10 protein-coding genes are annotated in these 20,346 nt (G+C 57.3%); 4 read left to right on the forward strand and 6 right to left on the reverse strand.

From position 1 onward, the window contains the following. Positions 1–227: 227 nt before the first annotated feature. The 4 genes from tnpA to IPM61_04615 all read right to left on the reverse strand — a co-directional run bounded on the left by tnpA (position 228) and on the right by IPM61_04615 (position 9,300). A complete protein-coding gene (tnpA, locus tag IPM61_04600; GenBank protein MBK8910590.1) occupies positions 228–698 on the reverse strand; it encodes an IS200/IS605 family transposase in 471 nt (156 codons plus the stop codon). Between the two features lie 2 nt (positions 699–700). Next, entirely contained in the window at positions 701–3,802 is a 3,102-nt protein-coding gene (locus IPM61_04605; GenBank protein ID MBK8910591.1) for a DEAD/DEAH box helicase family protein, read from the reverse strand. A 156-nt stretch (positions 3,803–3,958) separates the two neighbouring features. Next, the gene (locus tag IPM61_04610; GenBank protein ID MBK8910592.1) at positions 3,959–7,111 is read right to left on the reverse strand and encodes a choice-of-anchor D domain-containing protein; all 3,153 of its coding nucleotides are present in this window, start codon (positions 7,109–7,111) and stop codon (positions 3,959–3,961) included. 152 nt (positions 7,112–7,263) lie between these two features. Further along, entirely contained in the window at positions 7,264–9,300 is a 2,037-nt protein-coding gene (locus IPM61_04615; protein ID MBK8910593.1) for a hypothetical protein, read from the reverse strand. A 335-nt stretch (positions 9,301–9,635) separates the two neighbouring features. Here IPM61_04615 and IPM61_04620 point away from each other — a divergent pair, with 335 nt between their 5' ends. After that, positions 9,636–12,785: a S8 family serine peptidase gene (locus IPM61_04620; GenBank protein MBK8910594.1), complete on the forward strand. Its 3,150-nt coding sequence runs from the start codon at positions 9,636–9,638 to the stop codon at positions 12,783–12,785. Between the two features lie 58 nt (positions 12,786–12,843). On the opposite strand, the gene IPM61_04625 is transcribed toward IPM61_04620, so the two are convergent. After that, positions 12,844–13,839: a hypothetical protein gene (locus IPM61_04625; protein MBK8910595.1), complete on the reverse strand. Its 996-nt coding sequence runs from the start codon at positions 13,837–13,839 to the stop codon at positions 12,844–12,846. 133 nt (positions 13,840–13,972) lie between these two features. On the opposite strand from IPM61_04625, the gene IPM61_04630 reads away from it, so the two are divergent. The 3 genes from IPM61_04630 to IPM61_04640 all read left to right on the forward strand — a co-directional run bounded on the left by IPM61_04630 (position 13,973) and on the right by IPM61_04640 (position 19,944). Next, positions 13,973–17,068 (forward strand): M1 family metallopeptidase, encoded by a 3,096-nt coding sequence (locus IPM61_04630; protein MBK8910596.1) that lies wholly within the window; start codon positions 13,973–13,975, stop codon positions 17,066–17,068. An 82-nt stretch (positions 17,069–17,150) separates the two neighbouring features. Next, entirely contained in the window at positions 17,151–17,816 is a 666-nt protein-coding gene (locus IPM61_04635; protein MBK8910597.1) for an NAD(P)-binding domain-containing protein, read from the forward strand. Between the two features lie 67 nt (positions 17,817–17,883). Next, positions 17,884–19,944, forward strand: coding sequence for a hypothetical protein (locus IPM61_04640; GenBank protein MBK8910598.1), 2,061 nt, complete (start codon positions 17,884–17,886; stop codon positions 19,942–19,944). Between the two features lie 106 nt (positions 19,945–20,050). Here IPM61_04640 and IPM61_04645 read toward each other — a convergent pair whose 3' ends face one another. Then, positions 20,051–20,305, reverse strand: a complete 255-nt coding sequence (locus IPM61_04645) for a hypothetical protein (protein MBK8910599.1) — start codon at positions 20,303–20,305, stop codon at positions 20,051–20,053. Between the last annotated feature and the right edge of the window lie 41 nt (positions 20,306–20,346).

Raw genomic sequence — 20,346 nt, forward strand, 5'->3', positions numbered from 1 at the left:
TTCCCGACCCCGAAGGGGTCGCATATTTATCCCATCCCACCCCACCATCCCACATTCGACCCCGTCGGGGTCGCGGACATCTTGGATGCATTGCCTATCTATAAACATTGGAACCCGTCGGGTTCCCCCCGATCCCGAAGGGATCACATGTTTATAGCCATCACATCCCCATTATCAATTTCCCGACCCCGAAGGGGTCGCATATTTATCCCATCCCACGCATCCCTTCAACCCGGTTCATCTATCCATTCAAATAAATATTCATCTTTATACTCAACTTGGAATCGTTTTAGAAATGCCATGTACTCTTCCCGAAACGATTGCTTCCTATGATGCTCCTTCTGATTATTAATATATCTAATCACACTATCTAACGACGAATGGCTGTATGAAAACGCCCCATACCCTTCCTGCCATTGGAACCTGTACTTCGAAAACCTTCTTTCATTGATAAAATCGTTCGATGCTTTTTTCACTTCCCTTACCAAATCAGACAAACAGCAAGAAGGCTTCATCCCTATTAAAAAATGCACATGATCTGGCATTCCGTTAATCGCCAACATCTTTTGATCCTTGTTTTGCACAATACCGGTGATGTATTTATAAAGCTCTTCTTCCCATGCACGCCCAATCAGGTTCTCTCGCCCTTTAACCGCGAAAACCACATGAATGTAGATTTGCGAAAATGTGCCTGCCATAATTAGATGCTCGCAATTTTATCAGCTAATTGGTTCTTAATGTCCCTTATATCGTTGGCTATTTCAATAAAATGCCATTCGGGATATTGGTATTTATCCTTCATAGCATTTACAGCGGGGAGCCAGCGGTTCTCCACAAACCATTTCTTCTCTTCCTTATCCGTGTTCATCCCTGTGATTTCAATCATTAGGTTCTTAACGCTTCCATCGCTGCATTTCACCCTTGCAATAAAATCGGTAAAGTATTGCTTGTCCTTCCCTTCTTTCACATACGGAATGGCAAAGCCGAGGAATGCGTTTTTCACATAGGTTTCCACCTGTGGTAACTCTTCCAAGGTTTTCGCGGCAATTTGCTCCCAGGTTTCGGTGTCGGCCACCACGCAGTTTACATGGCTTTTTTGTGTTGGGTACACCGGTTTGGTGGTGCTACCATTGACATACTTGGTGCTGCTAAACTTGTTATAGTAGTTAAACACAGGCCGAATAAATTCGGCAGTATTAATGTGAGGATTAATACCTCGGCGAATGTGATCTACTACTTCCTTAGGGTCAAAGAAGTAGAGAAGTTTTTTATACTTTTCGTCCTTTTCCCCAAGCAATATCACCTTATTGTCGTACCAATACTCAACAATCTTCTTCAGCTTGCCGAAGTATTGAAATTTTGGATTTTGATCATCATCGCTGAAATGATAATTGATAAGTGCTTTGGTAAGCAGAAAAATGATCTCCTGCTTACGCTTTTCAAAAACGCTTTGCACTTCCAACTTTTCTTCTTTGGGTAAAAAAGCTGATCCCATTGTTGTCTGCAATGGAAAATTGAAGCAAGGCACCTCAAAGTTTTCCACATTGCTGTAGTTGTATTCCAGTTCATTACCCGCATTTTCTATCCGATAGCCCACTACATTCGGGAACGTGATTTCATGTTCCTGCTGCCGTTCAGGCATGGCATACACGTGGGTAAGCTCAACAGGCGGAGGAACTGGCGGCGTTGCCCCACCCTTAAACATTTTGAACGGAACGCCAATGATGTGCGCATATTCGGGCGGGAATTTTTCCATCACAACTTTTCGCTTGTCGCTGGTCGGATTGCCATCTTTGTCGTAGCCCTGCAGAAAGTAATTCATCCTTCGCAAGGCACGCCCCGCCACCTGTTCGCAAAGCAATTGGGATCCGAATTTGCGCAGCCCCATAATGTGGGTAACGGTGTTGGCATCCCAGCCTTCGGTAAGCATGGAGACCGAAACCACACAACGGATATGCGCACCCAATTTGCCTTGCTTGCCAACGGTGTTCACTACTTCACGCAGAATTTGAGCATCGGTAATCAGATCTGCACTTCCTTGCCCATACACGCGGGCATAGTCCTTTTTAAATTCTTCAATTTCAGATGCAAAAATCTTCTTGAATTCGTCGTTGATTTGGTCACTTTCCTCCAAAGCATCACTGTCAATCAATAGGGTTGGCGGACGTTTTAATGCTTTTTGGGTTACAGGGTCGTAATTGCTAAAAAGGTCTTTTGCTCCTGGAATAGTGACCAGCTCGCCATCCTCATTTTCAAACTCATATCCAGCGATGTACTTATACACTTCTTTAGAAACGGAAGTATTATTGCACACCACAATGAAAACGGGTGGAGCAGAGAACAGGTTTCTTTTTTCCTCATTCTGTTTTCTCTGCCCGTCAAAATAGTCTTTGTAGTGATTGTAGAATTGGTCCAATGCACCTTTCACCAAAACGGGCAATCTTGGCGGAGCTTCTTTCAGTTGCTTGCCTTCTTCTTTCGCTTCTGATTTTTTCTTACGCTGACCTTTGCGTGGCAATTCATCTTTTACATGCGAATAGATGTCTTGCAGCTTAGCTTGGTCAATTTCTTGTGTGTTATCGCTTTGGGGTAAGAAAGGGATTTTCACCAACCCACTTTCAATTGCTTCAATCAGTCCGAAATCAGAAACCACCCAGGGGAATAGGCTGTACGGAGTGTATCCAGAGCCTTGCAAATAATAAGGCGTTGCGGAAAGGTCGTAAATGCATTGTGTTTTGTAGCGGAGCGAAATCTCTTTCAACCCCGTAAACCAAACAGCTGCCCGTGCGTTTTCGTCTGCTTCCTCATTATCTTCAGTTTTGCCTGATGATTTTGGCAAATAGCAATGATGGGCTTCATCATTCAGAATAAGCAAGCGACTATCTTTTTTGAATTTCCCTAGTATCCTGCGAATAACCTGCGAGAAATCCTCTTTTGTTATTTGCCTTTTTCCTTCGGCATCTATCTTCCCATCGAACGGGCTTTTCTTGTTCCCTTGCAAAATTTTGGGTTCAAAGGCGTGGTAGTTCGTAATAATTAACCGAGCATTTAAATTTTCCAAACGATGCTCCAAACTTTGTGGAACCAAGCCCCGTTGGAAATAATAATCTTCCCGATTGTGCTTATTTTTAGTATCCACAAACAAAACTCCCAGGCGGTCTTTGATGGTAACCCCCGGAGCAACGATTAAAAAGTAATCGGCAAATCTTGTGTCGTTGCGGTATTCCTGCCTGTTGAAGTAGTGGTACAGGATCAGGCATCCCATTACAACGGTCTTCCCTGTTCCCGTTGCCATTTTGAAAGCCAATCGTGGTAATTGGTCTTCTGATTTGTCGCTAACAGTTTTTTGCCCATCACGAATTTTGTTCAGTATGTTTTGCCCAGCATTCGATTTCCCGGCAACTTCATTCAGCCAGATTGCTGTTTCGATAGCTTCGCGTTGGGCATAAAACAGCTTCTTCACCGCATGGCGTTCAGGATTTTCGAACCAATAGAGCAAAAGCTCCTTGGTGACCCTGGTTGTGCCAGAATAAGGCTCTTTGGTGGTTGCGCCAATGCGCCATTTAACTACTTCTTTGCGGCAAAGATTTATCAGATGCTCGCCATATTCGGCGGCAAAGTCGTTGACTTCAAAGATGGGCGATTGCGGACCTTGCTTGGTTGGTATTGCCTGAATATCAGGGGTGAAAATCCGCCTCCCTTTTCTGATGTCCTGATAATTCAATGAGCCATCTGTGTCGGTTGCATAGTGGAGCAACGGTTCATGGTAGGGGCTATTTAGTATTGGGTTTTCTGAGTTCATGTTGTTTTACTATTCAAAAGCCAAAGCCGTACCCTGCCCAAAGCATAGCTTTGAAGCAGGATGCGGCCTGAAGCTCTTGCAGTTTCTGAAGGGTTAGGAATTTCTTTGTTGCTCCATTCAACGCCCCCCCTGCAAACCACCGATCCCCCCCCCACTTTATCTGCTCACCACAATCTCACCCCCATCCACTGCTTCGCCGGAGCGGAGTTGGACGAAGTAGATGCCGGAGCGGAGGGCCGAAATATCTATCACCATCTGGCCATTGCCGGCGTTCATTGCCTGCTGCCCGCTTCGCGTTACTTCGCGACCAAGCCTGTCGAAAATTATGGCTTGGGTGGGGGCTGCTGCGGGAAGGGTGAAATCGAGCGCGGCGATTTCGGCGTTGTTCATCACCGCCATTTTCAGCGCGCCACTAATCCGGCGGCGGGCATCAAGCAGACGGTCCTCCAAGTAGCACATGCTGTCAATGCGGAAGGTGCCGGGGTTGATGATCCCCACTTTCGGATTTCCATCGGCCATCCGCGCTGCGGTGATTGTCAGCGGCGTGCTGATGGCGTTCCCCAGCAGTGCACGGAACCGAAGCCGCGTCAGCAGGCTGTTCGGCGTGGCGTTGCTGATTGGCGTGGCCCCGGTCATCGTGTACGTGGTCAGCGCGCCCGACTCGTTCGGCAGATAGACGCTGCTGATTGCCGCGTTGGCCAGCGGAACCGCAACGGCGGCATCGCTCCGGACCGGAGGGTCCAGCGGGAAGAGCAAGGTTTTGTTGTAGCCCAACGTGAAGGTGAGGTCGCGGACATCATAATGGTCGGGGATGGAGTCCATTAGGAAGATGGGATACTCGAACGTGCTTCCCGGGCGCGCCACCACCGAGTCGCGAATGGCAATCACCACGCTGTCGTATCCAACGCCGCGGAACTGTAGCGTGTCGGGGGTGCGGCAGCTGTTGTACGGCATTGGCAACGATGCCGACTGCACCCGCAACCGCGTTGGAGCAAAGCAGGCGCTGATGGTGGATGATCCCCCCGGAGGAATCGCTGGAAATGGAGTTTGTGCCTGGATGGAAAACCCTCCAACCGCTGCCGGGAATCCGGCAAACTGCAGCGGCGCGTCGCCGTTGTTCGTAAGGGTGATTTGGCGGCACACCGAACGCCCAATGCGAACCGAATCGAAGTCAATAGTTATTGGATTGATCGTCAACAGCGGCGCAACCGCGCGCCCACGGATCAGATAGGTCCCCGGGATGCTGCGGCTAAGCTGCTGGGCAATGGTGAGATAAATCTGCACCAACGTGTCGGGGTTGTTCGTGAAGAAACTGCTCCCCCCGGTGCGGTTGGCCATCTGCTGCAAGGTGTTGATTCCGTTTGCAGTCAGTCCACTCCCCAAACCGATAGTGAAGATTCGGACGTTGTTCTGCGAGCGGGCAACAATCGCGTCAATCCGGTTTTGCAGGAATCCCCCTTCGTCATCCCCGTCCGAGAGGATCACAATCACGCGGCGGCCCGGAAGGTTCCGTTGCAGCACCCGATTCAGTGCCGTATCCACCGCGTCGTACAGCCTTGTTCCCCCATTTGCCGCGTTTGGCACGCGGGCTTGCAGCAACGCTCCGTTGGTGGTGAAATCTTGCGCCACCAGCACCCCCGACGAGAAGTTGACAATCCCCGCCTCATCAACAACACCACGTGCGGGGTCGTTCACCAGATTATCCAAGAAGACCCGCCCGCCAGCGTTGGCCGCCGTGATCCGGCTGACCCCCGTTCCAGTTGCGATCGTCATGCTCCCGCTGGTGTCGAACACCATCATAATGGAAAGTGAAACGCGGTTATCGGCAATGTAGGCGATTCGTTGGGAGTCAATCCGCGGCGCAAACGTTGGGCTGTAGCAAACCTGCACCACTTGCGATTGGTTTGGCTGCAACGTCAGCGGAAGGTTCAGCGGGGTGGTGGCGGCAACCGCAAACGGGGCAAGGATTTGATCCATTTGCGTGATCGTCAGCGGCGCGTTCCCGATGTTTTGGAACGTCAGGTTGCGGCATTTTTGGGTGCCGCACAGTGTGGTGTCGTAATCCAACGGGTCGGGGGTGATTTGCAGCACCGGGCCCAACGTCAGCTTTGGCGGCAACGCGCCAACCCCGCTAAGCTGCACCGTCACGTTTTGCGTGGCCCCACAGGAGACGTAGCTGAAGTTGGCCGTGGCATTGCGGTTCCCTTCGGCATCGGGGGTGAAGCAGATCACCACATCGGCCGTTCCCCCAGGAGGGATCACCGCTGGCGGCGGAGTTTGGATGAAGAAGGGAAGATTCACACCGGTGATTGCCCCCGGCGACAACGGTCCATCGCCATCGTTGCGGAGCGTGATCGTTTCGCAGCGGGTGTTGAAAATCTGCACCGTTCCGAACGAGACGTTGGTTCGCGAAGCCGAAAGGCTTGGCCCGGTTGCGCGCCCAACGAACATGAACGAATCCACCGAAGCGGCATCGTAGCGAACAAGGCCTTTGAAGGTATCGGCGCGCCCGGGAACGGTGGGGTTGTAGCAGACGTTGAAGCTCAGTTGCTCGTTCGGCTGAAGCGTCTGCGGGAAGTTGAAGGTTACGCCGGCATCAATCTCGAAAGTGCCGAAGAAGGCATCGGCCGATTGAATCGTCAGCGGGGTTTGACCAACGTTCCGGAAGATCAGCGTGCTGCATTTTTTTGTGCCGCACAGCGTGGTGTCGAAGTTCGTCAGGCGGTTGATAACGCTAAGCCCGCCGCTGGGGGCAATCGCGCTCAGGAACAACTCATCGAAAAAGGCATCGTTGCTGACCCCCGTGGAGCGGATAGCAATCAACCGCACCCGCAGAAATCGGGTTCCGGACGGCGGCGTAAACAACCCCGAAACCTGCTGCCAACCCGCAGTGGAAGCAACCGCACCGGGGTTGAACGCGCTCAGCACGGTGGTGTTGGCGGCATCGCGGCACTGCACCACGATTTGGGCCGAGTCCGGCACCGCTTCCGGCAGCGATTGCACGCGGCCATCGAACACAAATCGCGTGGTGCCGGCATCAATCCCCGCAGCAAGCGTGGTGACATCAATATCCTGGCTGAGTTCGGAAAGAGGGGTGTTGCCAGCAAAGAAGTAATTGGTTCCGGCAAACGCAGGGATTGTGCTTGCCTCGGTCCAGGTTCGCGCCAGCGGTTGGATCCAGCCGGGGATGGAGTCGGCAATCATCGGCAATTCGGCACCGGGATTGACGATCAAGTTTTGCGCGGGCAACGCTGCGGCAACGGCCACAAGCAACGCAAGAAGAGTGCAAAGCCTACGGGATAGTCTCATGGTTGGAATTGGTTTAGCCGGATAGAGAGTTCAGAAGAGATGCTTCCAAGCAAGATGCCGCAGAAATTAAGAAGAGTTTGGCGTTTGCAATCCCTGATTATTTCTTGGCTCCATCGGAAGCAGCCGCGCAATGATGAGTAGGTGATTAACGGCTACCGCACCACCATCACCCCCTCCGTTCTTTCCACCCCGTCCCCGGTGGCAACCACGCGGTAATGCCCGGCGGGCAAGTCCCCAGTGGATAGCGGAAGAAGGATTGCCCCCGCGTTGTGGTGGCCATCGGCAAGCGTGCGGAGGGTCCGCCCAAGCGCGTCGTTCAGCGTCACCCGCAACCGCCCCGGTTCCCGCTGCCACAGCCGCACCACCCCGCCGTCGCCACTGACGATGTTCGGCGCGACGGATAGCTGAAGTTCTTCCCCTATCAACGCCGGCTCCACACCGCTTGCGTTTTGCGGCTCCAGCACGATGTGCGATGCCGTCAGCGGCGGCGCTTGGAAGGTGAACTCCGTTCCGTTGATCTCCATCTCCGCCATTTTCTTCACCTCTGGTCCCGTTTGGTCAATCCCGTAGGCGGTCATCTTCCCCCACGGCTTGGCTGCGCCGGTGGCGATTGCCGCCAACAGCGGTTGCGTGCCGTTTTTGTTCAGCAGGATGATGTGAAGCCGCCCTTCCGGGTCCATCGAGGCGTACGCGGAGCTGTTTTGGATATCGCTGGTGGAGCACTCCACCCCCATCTCCCCGAAGGTTCCATTCTGGCCGTCGTAGTTGCGGAACAGCCGGAACGCTGCGGCGATGTAATCGCGCACGGGGCCGAAGTAGTGGGCCATTGCAACCCCTTCCTTCCCAAAAATCCCAAGCGCGTCGGCCTGGGCAATCGCTCCGGAGATATGATGCCGCCCGCCAAAACTGTACTCGGTGATTCCCAGCTTGGTGTCGGGATAGAAATCGGCGATTGATTGCTTCAGTTTGGGGAGCAGTTCCAGCGAGCGGCCATCGGTGAAGCCGTTCCCCTGCTTGGTGATCCAGCTTGATTCCACATACGTTGGGTCCCACAAACTGCGCGTTGCCTGCATCCGCTTCTCGTTGGTGGAAATCGCCTCGCCATCGGCGTAGTAGTGGATGGTGAAAACGTCCAGCAACCGCGTTCCGGCTTGATCCGAAGCGGCCTTCATGTTGGCCAAGTAGGCGTTCACCCACGTCATCCGGTTGTAGCGGTATTCGTCGCCGGTGTTGTTGGTACGGAACGGCTCGATGTTGTAATTCCCCCAATCGCTGGGGGAATGGCTTTGGCCATCGTACACACTCCAAAAACTGTAGAACTCCGGGTATCCCCACATTGCCGGCCCGGTTACTTGGGCGTTCGGGTCCATGCGGCGGATGGTTTGGGCAAGGGCAATGTTTTTCTGCAGCAGATCGCCGCAGGTGGCAAGGTCCGTGTGCAGCCGTGGATGCGTCCCAAGCTCGCCGTTGGTTGGATAGTGGTGCCACAATCCTGGCTCGTTATCCAGCTCGTACAAGCCAATCCCTTGCGGCCCGGTGGAGGCTCCGTAGCGGTTCATCAGGAAGTTGATTTCCTCATCAACGTACATGGCATCGTCCTCCAGGTCCGGCGCAAGCGATAGCGTGACCGGCGACCCGGGTTTGTCGTTCACCACGCGCTTCCACCGTGCCGACGGAGCCGACTGGGCAGCGGAGACCGCGCCGTTTCCATCGCCCGCCACATAGCCCGCCCCGGGCAGCTGCAACAGCGATGCCGCGCCCACACTGATGGAGTGATCGTGGAACGTGGTCAGTGCCTTCCCCACGGAGTAGGGCGCGCTTCCTGCGCCGGCAATAAACGATTGGAAGCTGTTGTTGCTGTGCAGCGAAACTCCATTTTGGTCGCGGTCGTCGGCACCGGAGTTGCTGAAGCCGTTCTCGTAATTGTAGCTGGTCATCGTGTTTCCGCCAAGCCGCCGCGTGGTGATGTTCAGGCCCTGGGCCTGGTTCTCGATCCCAACCTTCCAATCGTTGGGGCTTTGCCATTCGGGGTCGTAGGTGTAGGCGTTGATGCCGTACACCAGCGGGCTGATGGGATGCGGGATACCATCGGCAGCGATGGTGATGGCCACATCAATCGGTTGGGAAATGGCGGGGATGCGGCAAAGCATCAGGATTGCAATCATTGCAGCCGTTGCAGTTGTCTTCATGGTGTTGCTTGTTCAGTATTGCTTGTTCGGTGTTGCTTGTTCAGCGTTGCTTGTTCGGTTCGCGCCCGGGCGTTCTTGCCGGACCCTTCTAATCTACCGTTTGGCTCTGACGATTCGCCATTCTCCTCTTCTCATTTTTTGCTTTTGTTCCCCCGCCACGCGGAAATGCGTTTGCCATCCCCACAAAATTTGCAAGGTTATGGATTGCGGCGTGCGCCCCCCTTTGCCACACGCAATCGCAAGCGGGGTGGCCCGCAGGATTTCTGTTTCCCATTGCCTGGCCATTCACTGCCGGGCCACGCACTGTTCTTCCCAAACTATCTACCCATTGATCTATGCGAACCTTTTCTACCCTTCCCTTGTTGCTGCTTTGCAGCATGGCGTATCTGGCCAACGCCCAGCAACGCCCAGCCGGAGTTCCACCGCTTCCCCAATCCGCCGCACCCGCGCCGCACTATCGCCCGGGGGTGGTGATTCTGAAGCTGAAGGCAAGCGTCCCGAACCGGCGGGGAACTCCATTGTTCGGCATCCCTGCCATTGATGCGGCACTGCGCCAAGCTGGCGTAACCCAACGCCGCCCGCTTTATCCAATGGCCCCATACTCTCCGGCGGAATTTTTCTCCATCGCCACCAACCAATTCAGCAGGACCTACGTGGTGGAGTATGGAGGGCCAATCGCCCCGCAAACCCTTGCCGAGCAACTGCGCGAAACGGGGTTGGTGGAGTACGCCGCCCCCTACCGCGCATTCCGCGTTGCCAACACGCCGAACGACCCACGGATTGGGGAACAATATTGGGTGGATCAGATCGAGGCCGAAGCCGCCTGGGCAATCACCACCGGCGACACCAGCATCGCCATTGGAATTATTGACAGCGGGGTGGAATGGAGCCATGAGGACCTGCGCGACAACATTGCCACCAACTGGGGGGAAAGCGGAACCGACGGAAGCGGAAAGGAGAAACAGACCAACGGCATTGATGACGACGGCAACGGATACGTTGATGATTTCTACGGCTGGGATTTTATCGGAAACCTGAGCCAGCAGGAGTTTGAAGACAGCCTGTTCAAACCGGACAACGACCCCCAGCCGCAGCAAACCCCGGATCTGCTTCCCCACGGGACCCTTGTTGCCGGATGCGCTTCGGCGGCAACGAACAACGGGCGCGGGATTGCCGGGCTTGGCTACCGCACCCGCTTGATCCTGACAAAATGCTCCCCCGATTCTTCCGGCAGGGAGCTGTACGAAGTCTATGATGCCATGCGGTACGCCGTGGACCGCGGGGCGCGAATCCTGAACCTGAGCTGGGGCGCGACCGAGCGGGAGCTGGCCCCCGGGGAGTTAGAAGCAATCACCGAAGCCGTTGACTATGCCCGAAGCAACAACGTGCTGGTGGTGGCCGCCGCCGGGAACGAGGGGTCGCTTCTTGAACGCTATCCATTTTATCCGGCATCGCTCCCGACGGTGCTATCGGTGGGGGCTTCCAACGCGGGCAACGCTGCGGCGGGGTTCAGCAATTATGGGACGGGGGTGACGCTGTTCGCCCCGGGCCAGGGGGTGCTTTCAACATCCAACGGCAACGAGTATGCGGCGGACAACGGAACCTCGCTGGCCGCGCCAATCGTTAGCGGCGCGGCGGCGTTGGTGATGGCGTTGCACCCCGACTGGACCCCGGAGCAAGTGATGATGCAGCTTCGCGTAACCGGCGACACGCTGCGAACCACACACCCCTACACCTACCGCCGATTGAACATCCGCCGGGCATTGGAGGCCAACCGCGACCTTACCGCCGCAACTGGAACCATTCCCGGAATCGCCATGTCCGGCTACGCCTTGCACGGGAACGCCAGCGACACCATCCGCTCGGAAGCCGACCGCGTGAAGGTTCGGCTGACGCTGACGAACTGGCTTGCGCCGGCAAAGGCAATCCAGATTTCCCCCTGGTCCAGGTCCATGCTGCTGGCCGACCCGGTGACGATCCAAACAATGGGAACGAAGGAAACACAGCAGGTGGAGATTGTGGCACGGTTGAACCCCGAACACAACCTGTTCAGCGAAGGGAAATCGGTGCTGATTCTGGAGCTAACCAACGGCGAGGGCTACCGCGACGTTATCGGAATTCCCATCGAGGTTGATCTTCCCGGACTTCGGACCCAGCGGATCAATCAATCGGCTGGGAATGGCCGCGCTGTCATTGTTGGGGTGGCGGCTCCGTCGCGGCGTGAGGCGTGGGCGTTGGGGTTTGTGTCGCTGGGAAGCAATGGCTGGTTCTCCACCGCCGCCCGCACCACCGACGGGGAGACGTGGGAGCCGTTTGCACGGATTCCGGAAACCGAAAATCTTACCCTGCGTGCAATCCATGCCGTGGATTCCAACAATGCCGTGGTGGTGGGATATGGCCGCCCCGATGGCGAGCTGGAGTCGTTCCTGTTCCGCACCACTAATGGCGGGAAGGCATGGGAGAAGGTCCAGATAACAGCGGTGGGAGACGAGCCAACCCGCGTCTGGATGTTCGACGACAAGGAGGGAGTGGTTTGCGGGAAAAGCCGGAACGGAGCAAGCTCCGGCGTGGGCCGCACCACCGATGGCGGGGCCACATGGACCCCGGTGGCGCTTCCGGACCGATTGGAACGCCCCGAGGATGGAATCATGGCCACAGTGGGGAACACCATCTATCTCACCCGGGTTGGCCGCGACGCAGGATTGCAGCCGGACCTTACCCGCATCTACCGCTCCGACGACCGCGGGCAAACGTGGCGCGTGGTGGATACGCTTCCCCAGCAAACGGAGGCCACCAGCATCGCGTTCACAACCGCCGAGGAAGGGATGATTCAGCTAACCGACTACGGCAGCAACCAAGCGAACCCGCTGCAAGCCACCGTTGACGGCGGCAAGACGTGGCAGCCGCGCAGCGTCCCAATCGGCTACACCCCTTCCCAGTTTTTGGCAATTCAGGATCATATCTATCTGGCCACACAAGGTCGTGGTCTTGAGCTTACCGGCGGGCTGTTCGCCAGCAGCACCGTGGGGGAAACGTGGGAGTATATCCCCATTCCAGCAGGGATCAATTTCTTGAATCTTGGCTACGGGTCGCAGATGGCTGGAGGAAGCGATGGCGAGGGGCGGACGCTGTGGCTGGCCCAATACACACTCTACCGCTACCGCCAGGCGAAGACATCGGCGGTTCCAATCCGGCAGGAGTTGGCGGAAGCGGAGGGAGCGGTTGCCAGCATGGCGGTTTCCCCAAATCCGGCATCGGGCGCGGCCACCGTGCGGTTCCAGCTTCGCCACCCGGCCAGCGTGCAGATAGCCCTGTTCGCCAGCAACGGCCAGCAGATTTGGGGGAACGAACCACGCCAATTCCCAGCCGGTGAGCAGGCACTTGCCATTGATCTTTCCGCGCTGCCGCAAGGAACCTGCTACGTGGCAATCACCGCAAACGGCCAGCAGACAACCGCCCCGCTAACAATCATCCGGCAACGGTAAGTGTGATACTGATGGAGGATGGAGAAGGTAGCCGCCCCGTTTCAGTCGGGGCGGTGCCTCACCTCCCCGCTGCATCAAACGGAAGTTTCACCAACATCCCCGCGCCAACCGTTGCGCCGCCCGATTGCAGCTCCACGCGGTAGCCAGGAATTGCGTGCTGGGTTCGGATGTACGCCAGCGCAATCCTCCCCCCAACCAACGGCGACTCCGCCAGCGACGTAAGCAGCCCAATCTTCTTGCCCTCCACCGGATCATGGACATCCACCTCTTCCGGGAATCCCTCCATTCCCTCAATCACCACCCCCATCAGGTGGCGTTGGACCTTATCGTAGGTGTCCAGCCGGGCAATCACTTCTTGGCCGATGTAGCAGCCTTTGGTCCAGGAGATCAGCTGCGAAAGCCCGGCCTCCAGCGGGTTGTAGCTTTCGCTAAGCTCGGCTCCAATCCAGGGCTGCCCTGCTTCGATCCGCAAGGCGTGCCATGTTTCTGGGGTGATCTTGGATATCCCTTGTTCCAGGAATTGCGCGGCAACATCGGCGGCGCGGGCGGCTGGCGCAAGTGCCAGAAACGCCCCGGCCCCGTTCAACCGTGTGTCGCGCAAAATGATAAGGCCCGATTCGGAAACCGCGAACGCGCCCGCGTCGGGAATCTGGCAACCGGCCACGGCGGAAAGCTGCGATTTTGCTTGCTGGCCATAGACCCCGAACAGCGCGAACTCGGGCGTTGCGTCGGCGGTCGTGAAGTCATCCATGATGGTATATTTATCCAGCCATGCGCGCACGCCGGGGACGTCGGTCCCAAGCAGCACCATCAGCAGGTGGTCGCCAAATTCCAGGATGCGGGGGACCTCAACAACCCGCCCTTTGTCGGAACTCAGGATCGTTGTCCCCTCTTCCCCGGGCCGAAGCTGGCTGACGGCGTTGGTCGAAAGCCGGTGAAGCAGGTCCAGGCGGTCGCTGCCGGTCCCGCGAATGATGCCCCGCTGAAATTCCACGAACACCGTGCCGCTTTGTGCGGCGGAATAATGGTCAGGATTTGGAATGCTGGTAAGCATGATTGAGTATCTGGTAGAGTCTCTACGGATAAATGTGATTGCGCCCTTCCGTGCCGAATTTTTCCGTGCCAAATTCTTCGCGCCCGCTGCAACGGTTCCACAAGGTCTTCTAACTCCAGAACAACGTTCCCCAATGCCACGATTGCTTCGCTTGCTTCCCCTGCTCCTTCTTCTTTCCCCCCTTCCGGCCTCGGTTGCCCACGCATGGCAGCAACGGGTGGAATATACCATGGAGATCGCGCTTGACGTTCCCGCCCACAGTTACGATGGGAAGCAGACGCTTCGCTACACCAACAACTCCCCCGACACGCTTCGCGAGGTCTTCTATCACCTCTATTACGAAGCCTTCAAGCCCGGGAGCGTGATGGACCGGCGCAACGAATCCCTTCCCGATGGCCACTTGCACATCGGCAGCCTTTCCACCGATGAACAGGGCCAGGTGGCGATTGCAGCAATGACGCAAGATGGATTGCCGGTGGAGTGGGATGTGGAGGAGACGATCCTTCGCGTCAGGCTGGCGCAACCGTTGCTTCCTGGCGCAACCACTTCCCTTGCGATGGCGTGGCGAACCCGCATCCCCAAACTGACGCGGCGCGGCGGATGGATGAGCCGCGAAGGGGTGGAATTCTCGATGTCGCAATGGTATCCAAAACTGTGCGAGTATGATGCCAGCGGCTGGCACAACGATGAGTACGCCGGGCGCGAGTTCTACGGCGTGTGGGGGAATTTCAACGTGGCGATTACCCTTCCGGCGCGCTACGTGGTTGGCGCAACCGGAACGGTGATGAACCCGCAAGAAGTCCGATGCGGGTACCAGGTGGAGTTCCCCAACAACGGACGGCCATCCCCTTCCTACCACGACACCATCATCGCCGAGCCAGCAAAGGGGGAAACGGGGATGAAGACCTGGCGATTCCGTGCCGAGAACGTCCACGATTTTGCATGGGTTGCCGACCCCGATTACCTGCACCGCATTGCCCAGTGGAACGGCATCACAATCCACATTTTGGTGAAACGGGGCATCGCCTTTGCCTGGGGAAACGCGGCTGAGTACACCATCCGTTCGATGGAGTATTTCACCCGCCGATTTGGGGAATACACGTGGCCGCAGTTCACCGTTGCAATGGCCGGCGACGGGGGGATGGAGTACCCGATGCTGATTATGATTACCGGCAACCGTGGCCAACAATCGCTGGCATCGGTGATTGCCCACGAGCTTGGCCACCAGTGGTTCTACGGAATGGTTGGCAACAACGAAACCCAAGAAGCATGGATGGATGAAGGCTTCACGCAGTTCCTGACCGAGGAGGCAATGCGGAACGTCCTGTTCCCGCTGCGGACCAACCCCTTCACCGGATTGGACGCGATGATCTACCCCTGGGACGACCACCCGTGGCGCGATGTGGAATCCACCTACGGCCTGACCGTTGGCGGATTTATCGAACCCCTTTCCACCTTCCACGATTGGCACAGCGACGGGCTGACGGCTCGCGAGGTCTATTTCAAGGGAATGGCGGTGGTGCGGATGCTGCGCGATATGCTGGGGGAAGATCTGTTCGACCACGGAATCCGAACGTACGTGAACCGCTGGCGATACCGCCACCCAAGCTACCGCGATTTTGAAAAAGCGATGGAGGACGCAACCGGAATGCGGCTGGATTGGTTCTTCAACCAGTGGGTCGTCCAGAATACAACCTGCGATTACGCCATTGACGCGGTCGGCTGCCAGCAAGCCCCCAACGGAACGTGGCAAACCACCGTGGAGCTTTCCAACCGCGACCACGTTGTGATGCCGCTGGACCTTCAACTCCATTACGACGATGGGACGATTGCCACCGCGAACATCCCGATTGAGTTCTGGCGGAAGCCTGGAATGGACTTCAATCTTCCCCGCTGGAGCTGGATGGAGCGGAAGTACCGCGCCACGTTCGCCACGCCGAAGCGGGTGGAAAAAGTGGTGGTGGATCCATCCCTTTCCATGCTGGACCTGGACCGCACGAACAACACCGCCAGCACAGGTTTCTTGGCCAACCTTCTGCCAGAAAGCAGCGTTGGTTGGTGGACCCGGTGGGAGTATTCGCAGCCGCTGGAGAAGTATGCAATCCGGCTGCGGCCAACGCTTTGGTACGCCCAAGCCGATGGGGTTCAGCCCGGGTTTGTGGCCGATGGAGGCTACATCTACGACCGCTACAACGCGAAGGCTGGCCTGTACTACAACGTCAAGTCGGGGCGGGTGGATTATGATGTTCGGTACAACAGCACGTTCGGCTTGCTGGGGCAGCAGTCGCGGGTGGACCTGTTCGCCACCAACAACGACGGGGTCCAGAAATGGGGATTCCAACTCACGAAAAAAATCCCGATGCCCACCGCTGCCCAATACTCGCCGCACACGTTCCGTCTTGCCGCCGAGCGCGAAGTCCTTGTTGGACCGAACTATCCAAACGCCCTTGCCCCCTGGAGCGGCGGGCCAAGCAACATCATCAGCTTTGGCTACCAGTTCGCCACGCTGCAACGGCTGGGGAACTTCTTCCGCACCGATCTGAGTTTCGATGCAAGTTTTGCCAGCCGCGTTCGGTCGGGTGGCGAACGTCAGGGTGAGTTCACGCAATGGACGCTGCAAAGCCAGGGGGCGTGGCGTTGGCTGGGGTTGCAGTTCGGTGGCGATCTGTTTGCCGGGACATCGGTTGGGGACCCGCCGGACCAGCGGTTGTTCAATGCCGCCGGCGCACGCTCCATCCAGATGCACCAGAACCCGATCCATCGGCTGGCAATGAACGCCCGGCCTGGGTTCGGGGCGCGGAATCATCTGGCACTCCCCACCGAAGGCTACCTCCTTTCGCTCCTCAGCAATGGCTTTGCCGAAACCCGCTACGGGCGCAGCCTGCTGAACGGCCGGATCACGGTCGGCAATCTGAACCCGTTCGCCTCGCTGATCTCCGTCCCCTACCTGCGTGAGTTTGACGTTGCGGCCTACGCGGCTGCCGGCTGGCTGTTCCCGGGCGAAGTCACCTTCGGCGGCTTCCGAACGCTCCATGCCGAAGCGGGCGTTGTGGCCTCGGCAGATCTTTTGGAGTTGCTTGATGAACTCTTCCTTCCATCGGCCATTGTTGCCGCGCTGGATTCCCCCGCGCCGGTTCGGCTAAGCCTCCATCTTCCGTTTTGGGCAAGCTCACCGTTGCTTCCCAAAGAAGGGGTTGCGTATCGGTTCGCCATTGGGGTCAGCCTGTAGCGTCCGCCGGAACAGCGGCACGCGGGAAGCACGTGGCAGGCGCGCCAATTATTTCCATGAATCAACGATCCAGGATCAGCCAATGAACATTGCAGTGCTTGGGACCGGAGTTGTTGGCAAGACGATTGCCACAGCGTTAGTTGAACTTGGCCATTCGGTGCGGATGGGGTCCCGCACGGCCAACAATCCGAAGGCAGCCGAATGGGCCGCAGGGGCGGGAAGCAACGGATCGCACGGGACGTTTGCCGATGCTGCGGCGTTCGGCAACGTTGCCCTCCTTTGCCTGCTTGGGACCGGGGCGTTGGAGGCGTTGGAGCTTGCCGAGGAGGAGAACTTGAACGACAAGATCATCATTGACATCACCAACCCGCTCGACTTCTCGAAGGCCGATTTTGCGCGGGGGATTGGGCCAACGCTGTACGTCAGCGGCGGCGGCGATTCGTTGGGGGAGCAAGTGCAGCGGCGGGTCCCGGGGGCGCACGTGGTGAAGGCCCTGAACACCGTCACCGCACGCGTGATGGTGAACCCGGGGATGCTTTCCGGCCAGCACGACCTGTTGATCTGCGGCAACAATGCCGAAGCGAAGTCGCAGGTGAAGGAGTGGCTGCGCGAGTGGTTCGGCTGGCAATCCATTGTGGATTTGGGGGACATCACCGGCGCACGCGCCACCGAAGGATACCTCCTTCTGTGGCTAAAATTATTTGGCGCGATTGGAACGCCGAACTTTAACTTGCGGGTGGTGCGCTAACACGCGGCGCACCCCTTCCGCCGCAATCGCGCGAAACCTGTTCACGAATGCCGAACCTTTGCAGCTTATGAACCAGCCAACGAAACGCCTTCTGCTCCTCCCGACGCTTCTGCTTCTGCTTCCCGTGATCCTTCTGGCCCAGGCCCCGCCGCGTGTGACGGTGCGGCTGCAACAGCCACCGCCAAACCAATTGCGGGTTTCGGATATGTGGAAGATTACCCTGACGAACAGCGGGCGCGCCACCGTCCGAATCTACCTGCAAGGAATCGCCACCGAGGTCCGCGACGGGCAAGTTGTGGACGCGCAAACCGCGCCGTTCGACCTTCCCCCAGGAACCAAACGGCTGACCGGACGCGAGGTGGAGCCGATAAAAGTCAACAGCAGCCACGGACGGTACAAGAACATCCTGCTGCAAACTGGGCTTGTTCCTTCCGGCGATTACACCATCTGCGTCTATGCCAAAGAAGTCGCCACCGAGGAGGTTGTGGGAAGCGATTGCTTCAACCAAGAAATCCAAAACGTGAGCCTTGTGCTGATGACCCCCGACAACAGCACCAGCGTTGGCGATGACCTTCCGATGTTCAACTGGACCACCGCGCCGTTGCTTACCACCGGCGCAACGTACAGCCTGAAAATTGTGGAGATGTTCGGGCAACAAAGCCCCACCAGCGCGATGGAGTCGAACCCCGCATATTTCCGGCAGGAGAACATCAGTGCCCGGAATTTCAGCTATCCCGTCTCGGCCTCGAAGTTCAAAAGTGGCGAGCAATACGCCTGGCAGGTGACGCTGTTCAACGATGGGGTGAAGGTTGCCGAAAGTGAGGTCTGGTCCTTTCTGTACGTGAAAACGCCGCCGCCACCGCCGCCGCCAAAATTCACGGCAGCGTTGTCGAAGTTTATGAAAGCCTACGGCGGCGGATCGTTCGACCAACTGTACGCGATTGCCCCCACCAACGACACCGGCTACATCCTTGCCGGAAAAACCCGCAGCTTCGGGGCCGGCGGCGACGATGCGTACTTGGTGAAGGTGGACCACAGCGGCAACGTGCAATGGTCCCGCGCCTTTGGCGGAAGCAACGACGACGCAGCGTTCGGCGTGGCGCAAGCGCAGAACGGCGGCTACATTGCCGTTGGCTACACCCGCAGCTTCAACGCTATGTTCGACGACATCTACGTGATAAAAACCGACGCGCAAGGGAACGTGCAATGGTCCCGAACCTACGGCGGCGGCGGCCACGACGCGGGCTACTCCATCATCCCAACCGCCAACAACAGCTACACCATTGCCGGGGTCCTGGGAACCGGCGACAGCTACGACGGCTATCTGCTCCGCATCGAAGTCAGCGGCGCGTTGGTCTGGAGCCGCAGCGTGGGGGGTGAGGATTATGATATTCTGAAATCGGTGGTTGAGCGTGGCGACGCGTTGTACGCCACCGGATGGACCCGCAGCTTCGGCAACGGCAACGACGACGCGATGGTGGCAAAAGTCAGCTCCAATGGAGGGGTGATGTGGGTGAAAGCCTGGGGAACCAAACGCGCCGAGCGGGGAACCGGAATTGCCGGCGGGCCATCGGGCTTTGCAACCTCCGGCTACACCCTGGGGAAATTGGGGGAGACCACCGAGTTCAAGGTGCTGGCCATTGGCTTCGCGAACGATGGCACGGACCAGGGGAAAGTGATTGCCCGCGCAGGGCTGTACAACGAAACGTTCGCCATTGCTGCCGATGCCAAAGGGGCGTTCCACCTTGCCGGCTACGCAAAGGGGACGGACCTAACAAACGTTGGCGGCGTTTTGATGATGAAGCTGAGCGGCAACGGCGGGCTGGAGTGGGCGAAGGTCTATCAATCCAAGGCACCAAGCGAGGGGCGCGCGATTGCAATGGCACGCGACGGCGGAATCGTGGTGGCCGGCTTCACCGAGGCGATTGGCGCGGGCGACGGGCTGCTGCTGAAAACCGACGGATTGGGGGTTGCCAAATGCGAAGAACTGGACCCCAAAGCCGTAGCCGATATCACCGGATTGGAAGCAAGAGACCTCACCATTTTTGGAGTAGGCTCAATCGTTACCCCGCGGACCTCCATTGCCGCCACCGCCACCACCATCGAAACATTGATTTGCCCGAAATAAGTGCCGCCAAAAAAATTATCAGCAGGCCAAAGTGAACCTTTGGCCTGCTGACTGACAAGAGGAGGGGAGCACCATCCGCTCCCCTCCCCTCCGCATCGCAATGGCATCACCCCACCCGCCCCCCGCAGTGCGGGCAGTAGTTGGCGATTTGGTGGCGGATTGCCGCGCCGCATCGCCGGCACGTGCGCGGAAGCTGCGCGCCGCAGCAGACGCAGAATCGCTCCCCGGCAAACCCCACCGCAGCGCAGTTCGCACAGTGGACGGTCTGTTGTGCAACCCGGCGGAGCGGAATCCATGGCTGGGCCACAGTGTTGGATCTTCCGTTGGTTGCCGATTTCGCGGTTTGTTTTGCAAGCATCATGGGTGAAAGATATCCCCCGCCCCTTACGATTTCCTTCTGTT

The sequence above is a fragment of the Chlorobiota bacterium genome (assembly GCA_016710285.1).
Taxonomy (GTDB): Bacteria; Bacteroidota; Ignavibacteria; order OLB7; family OLB7; genus OLB7.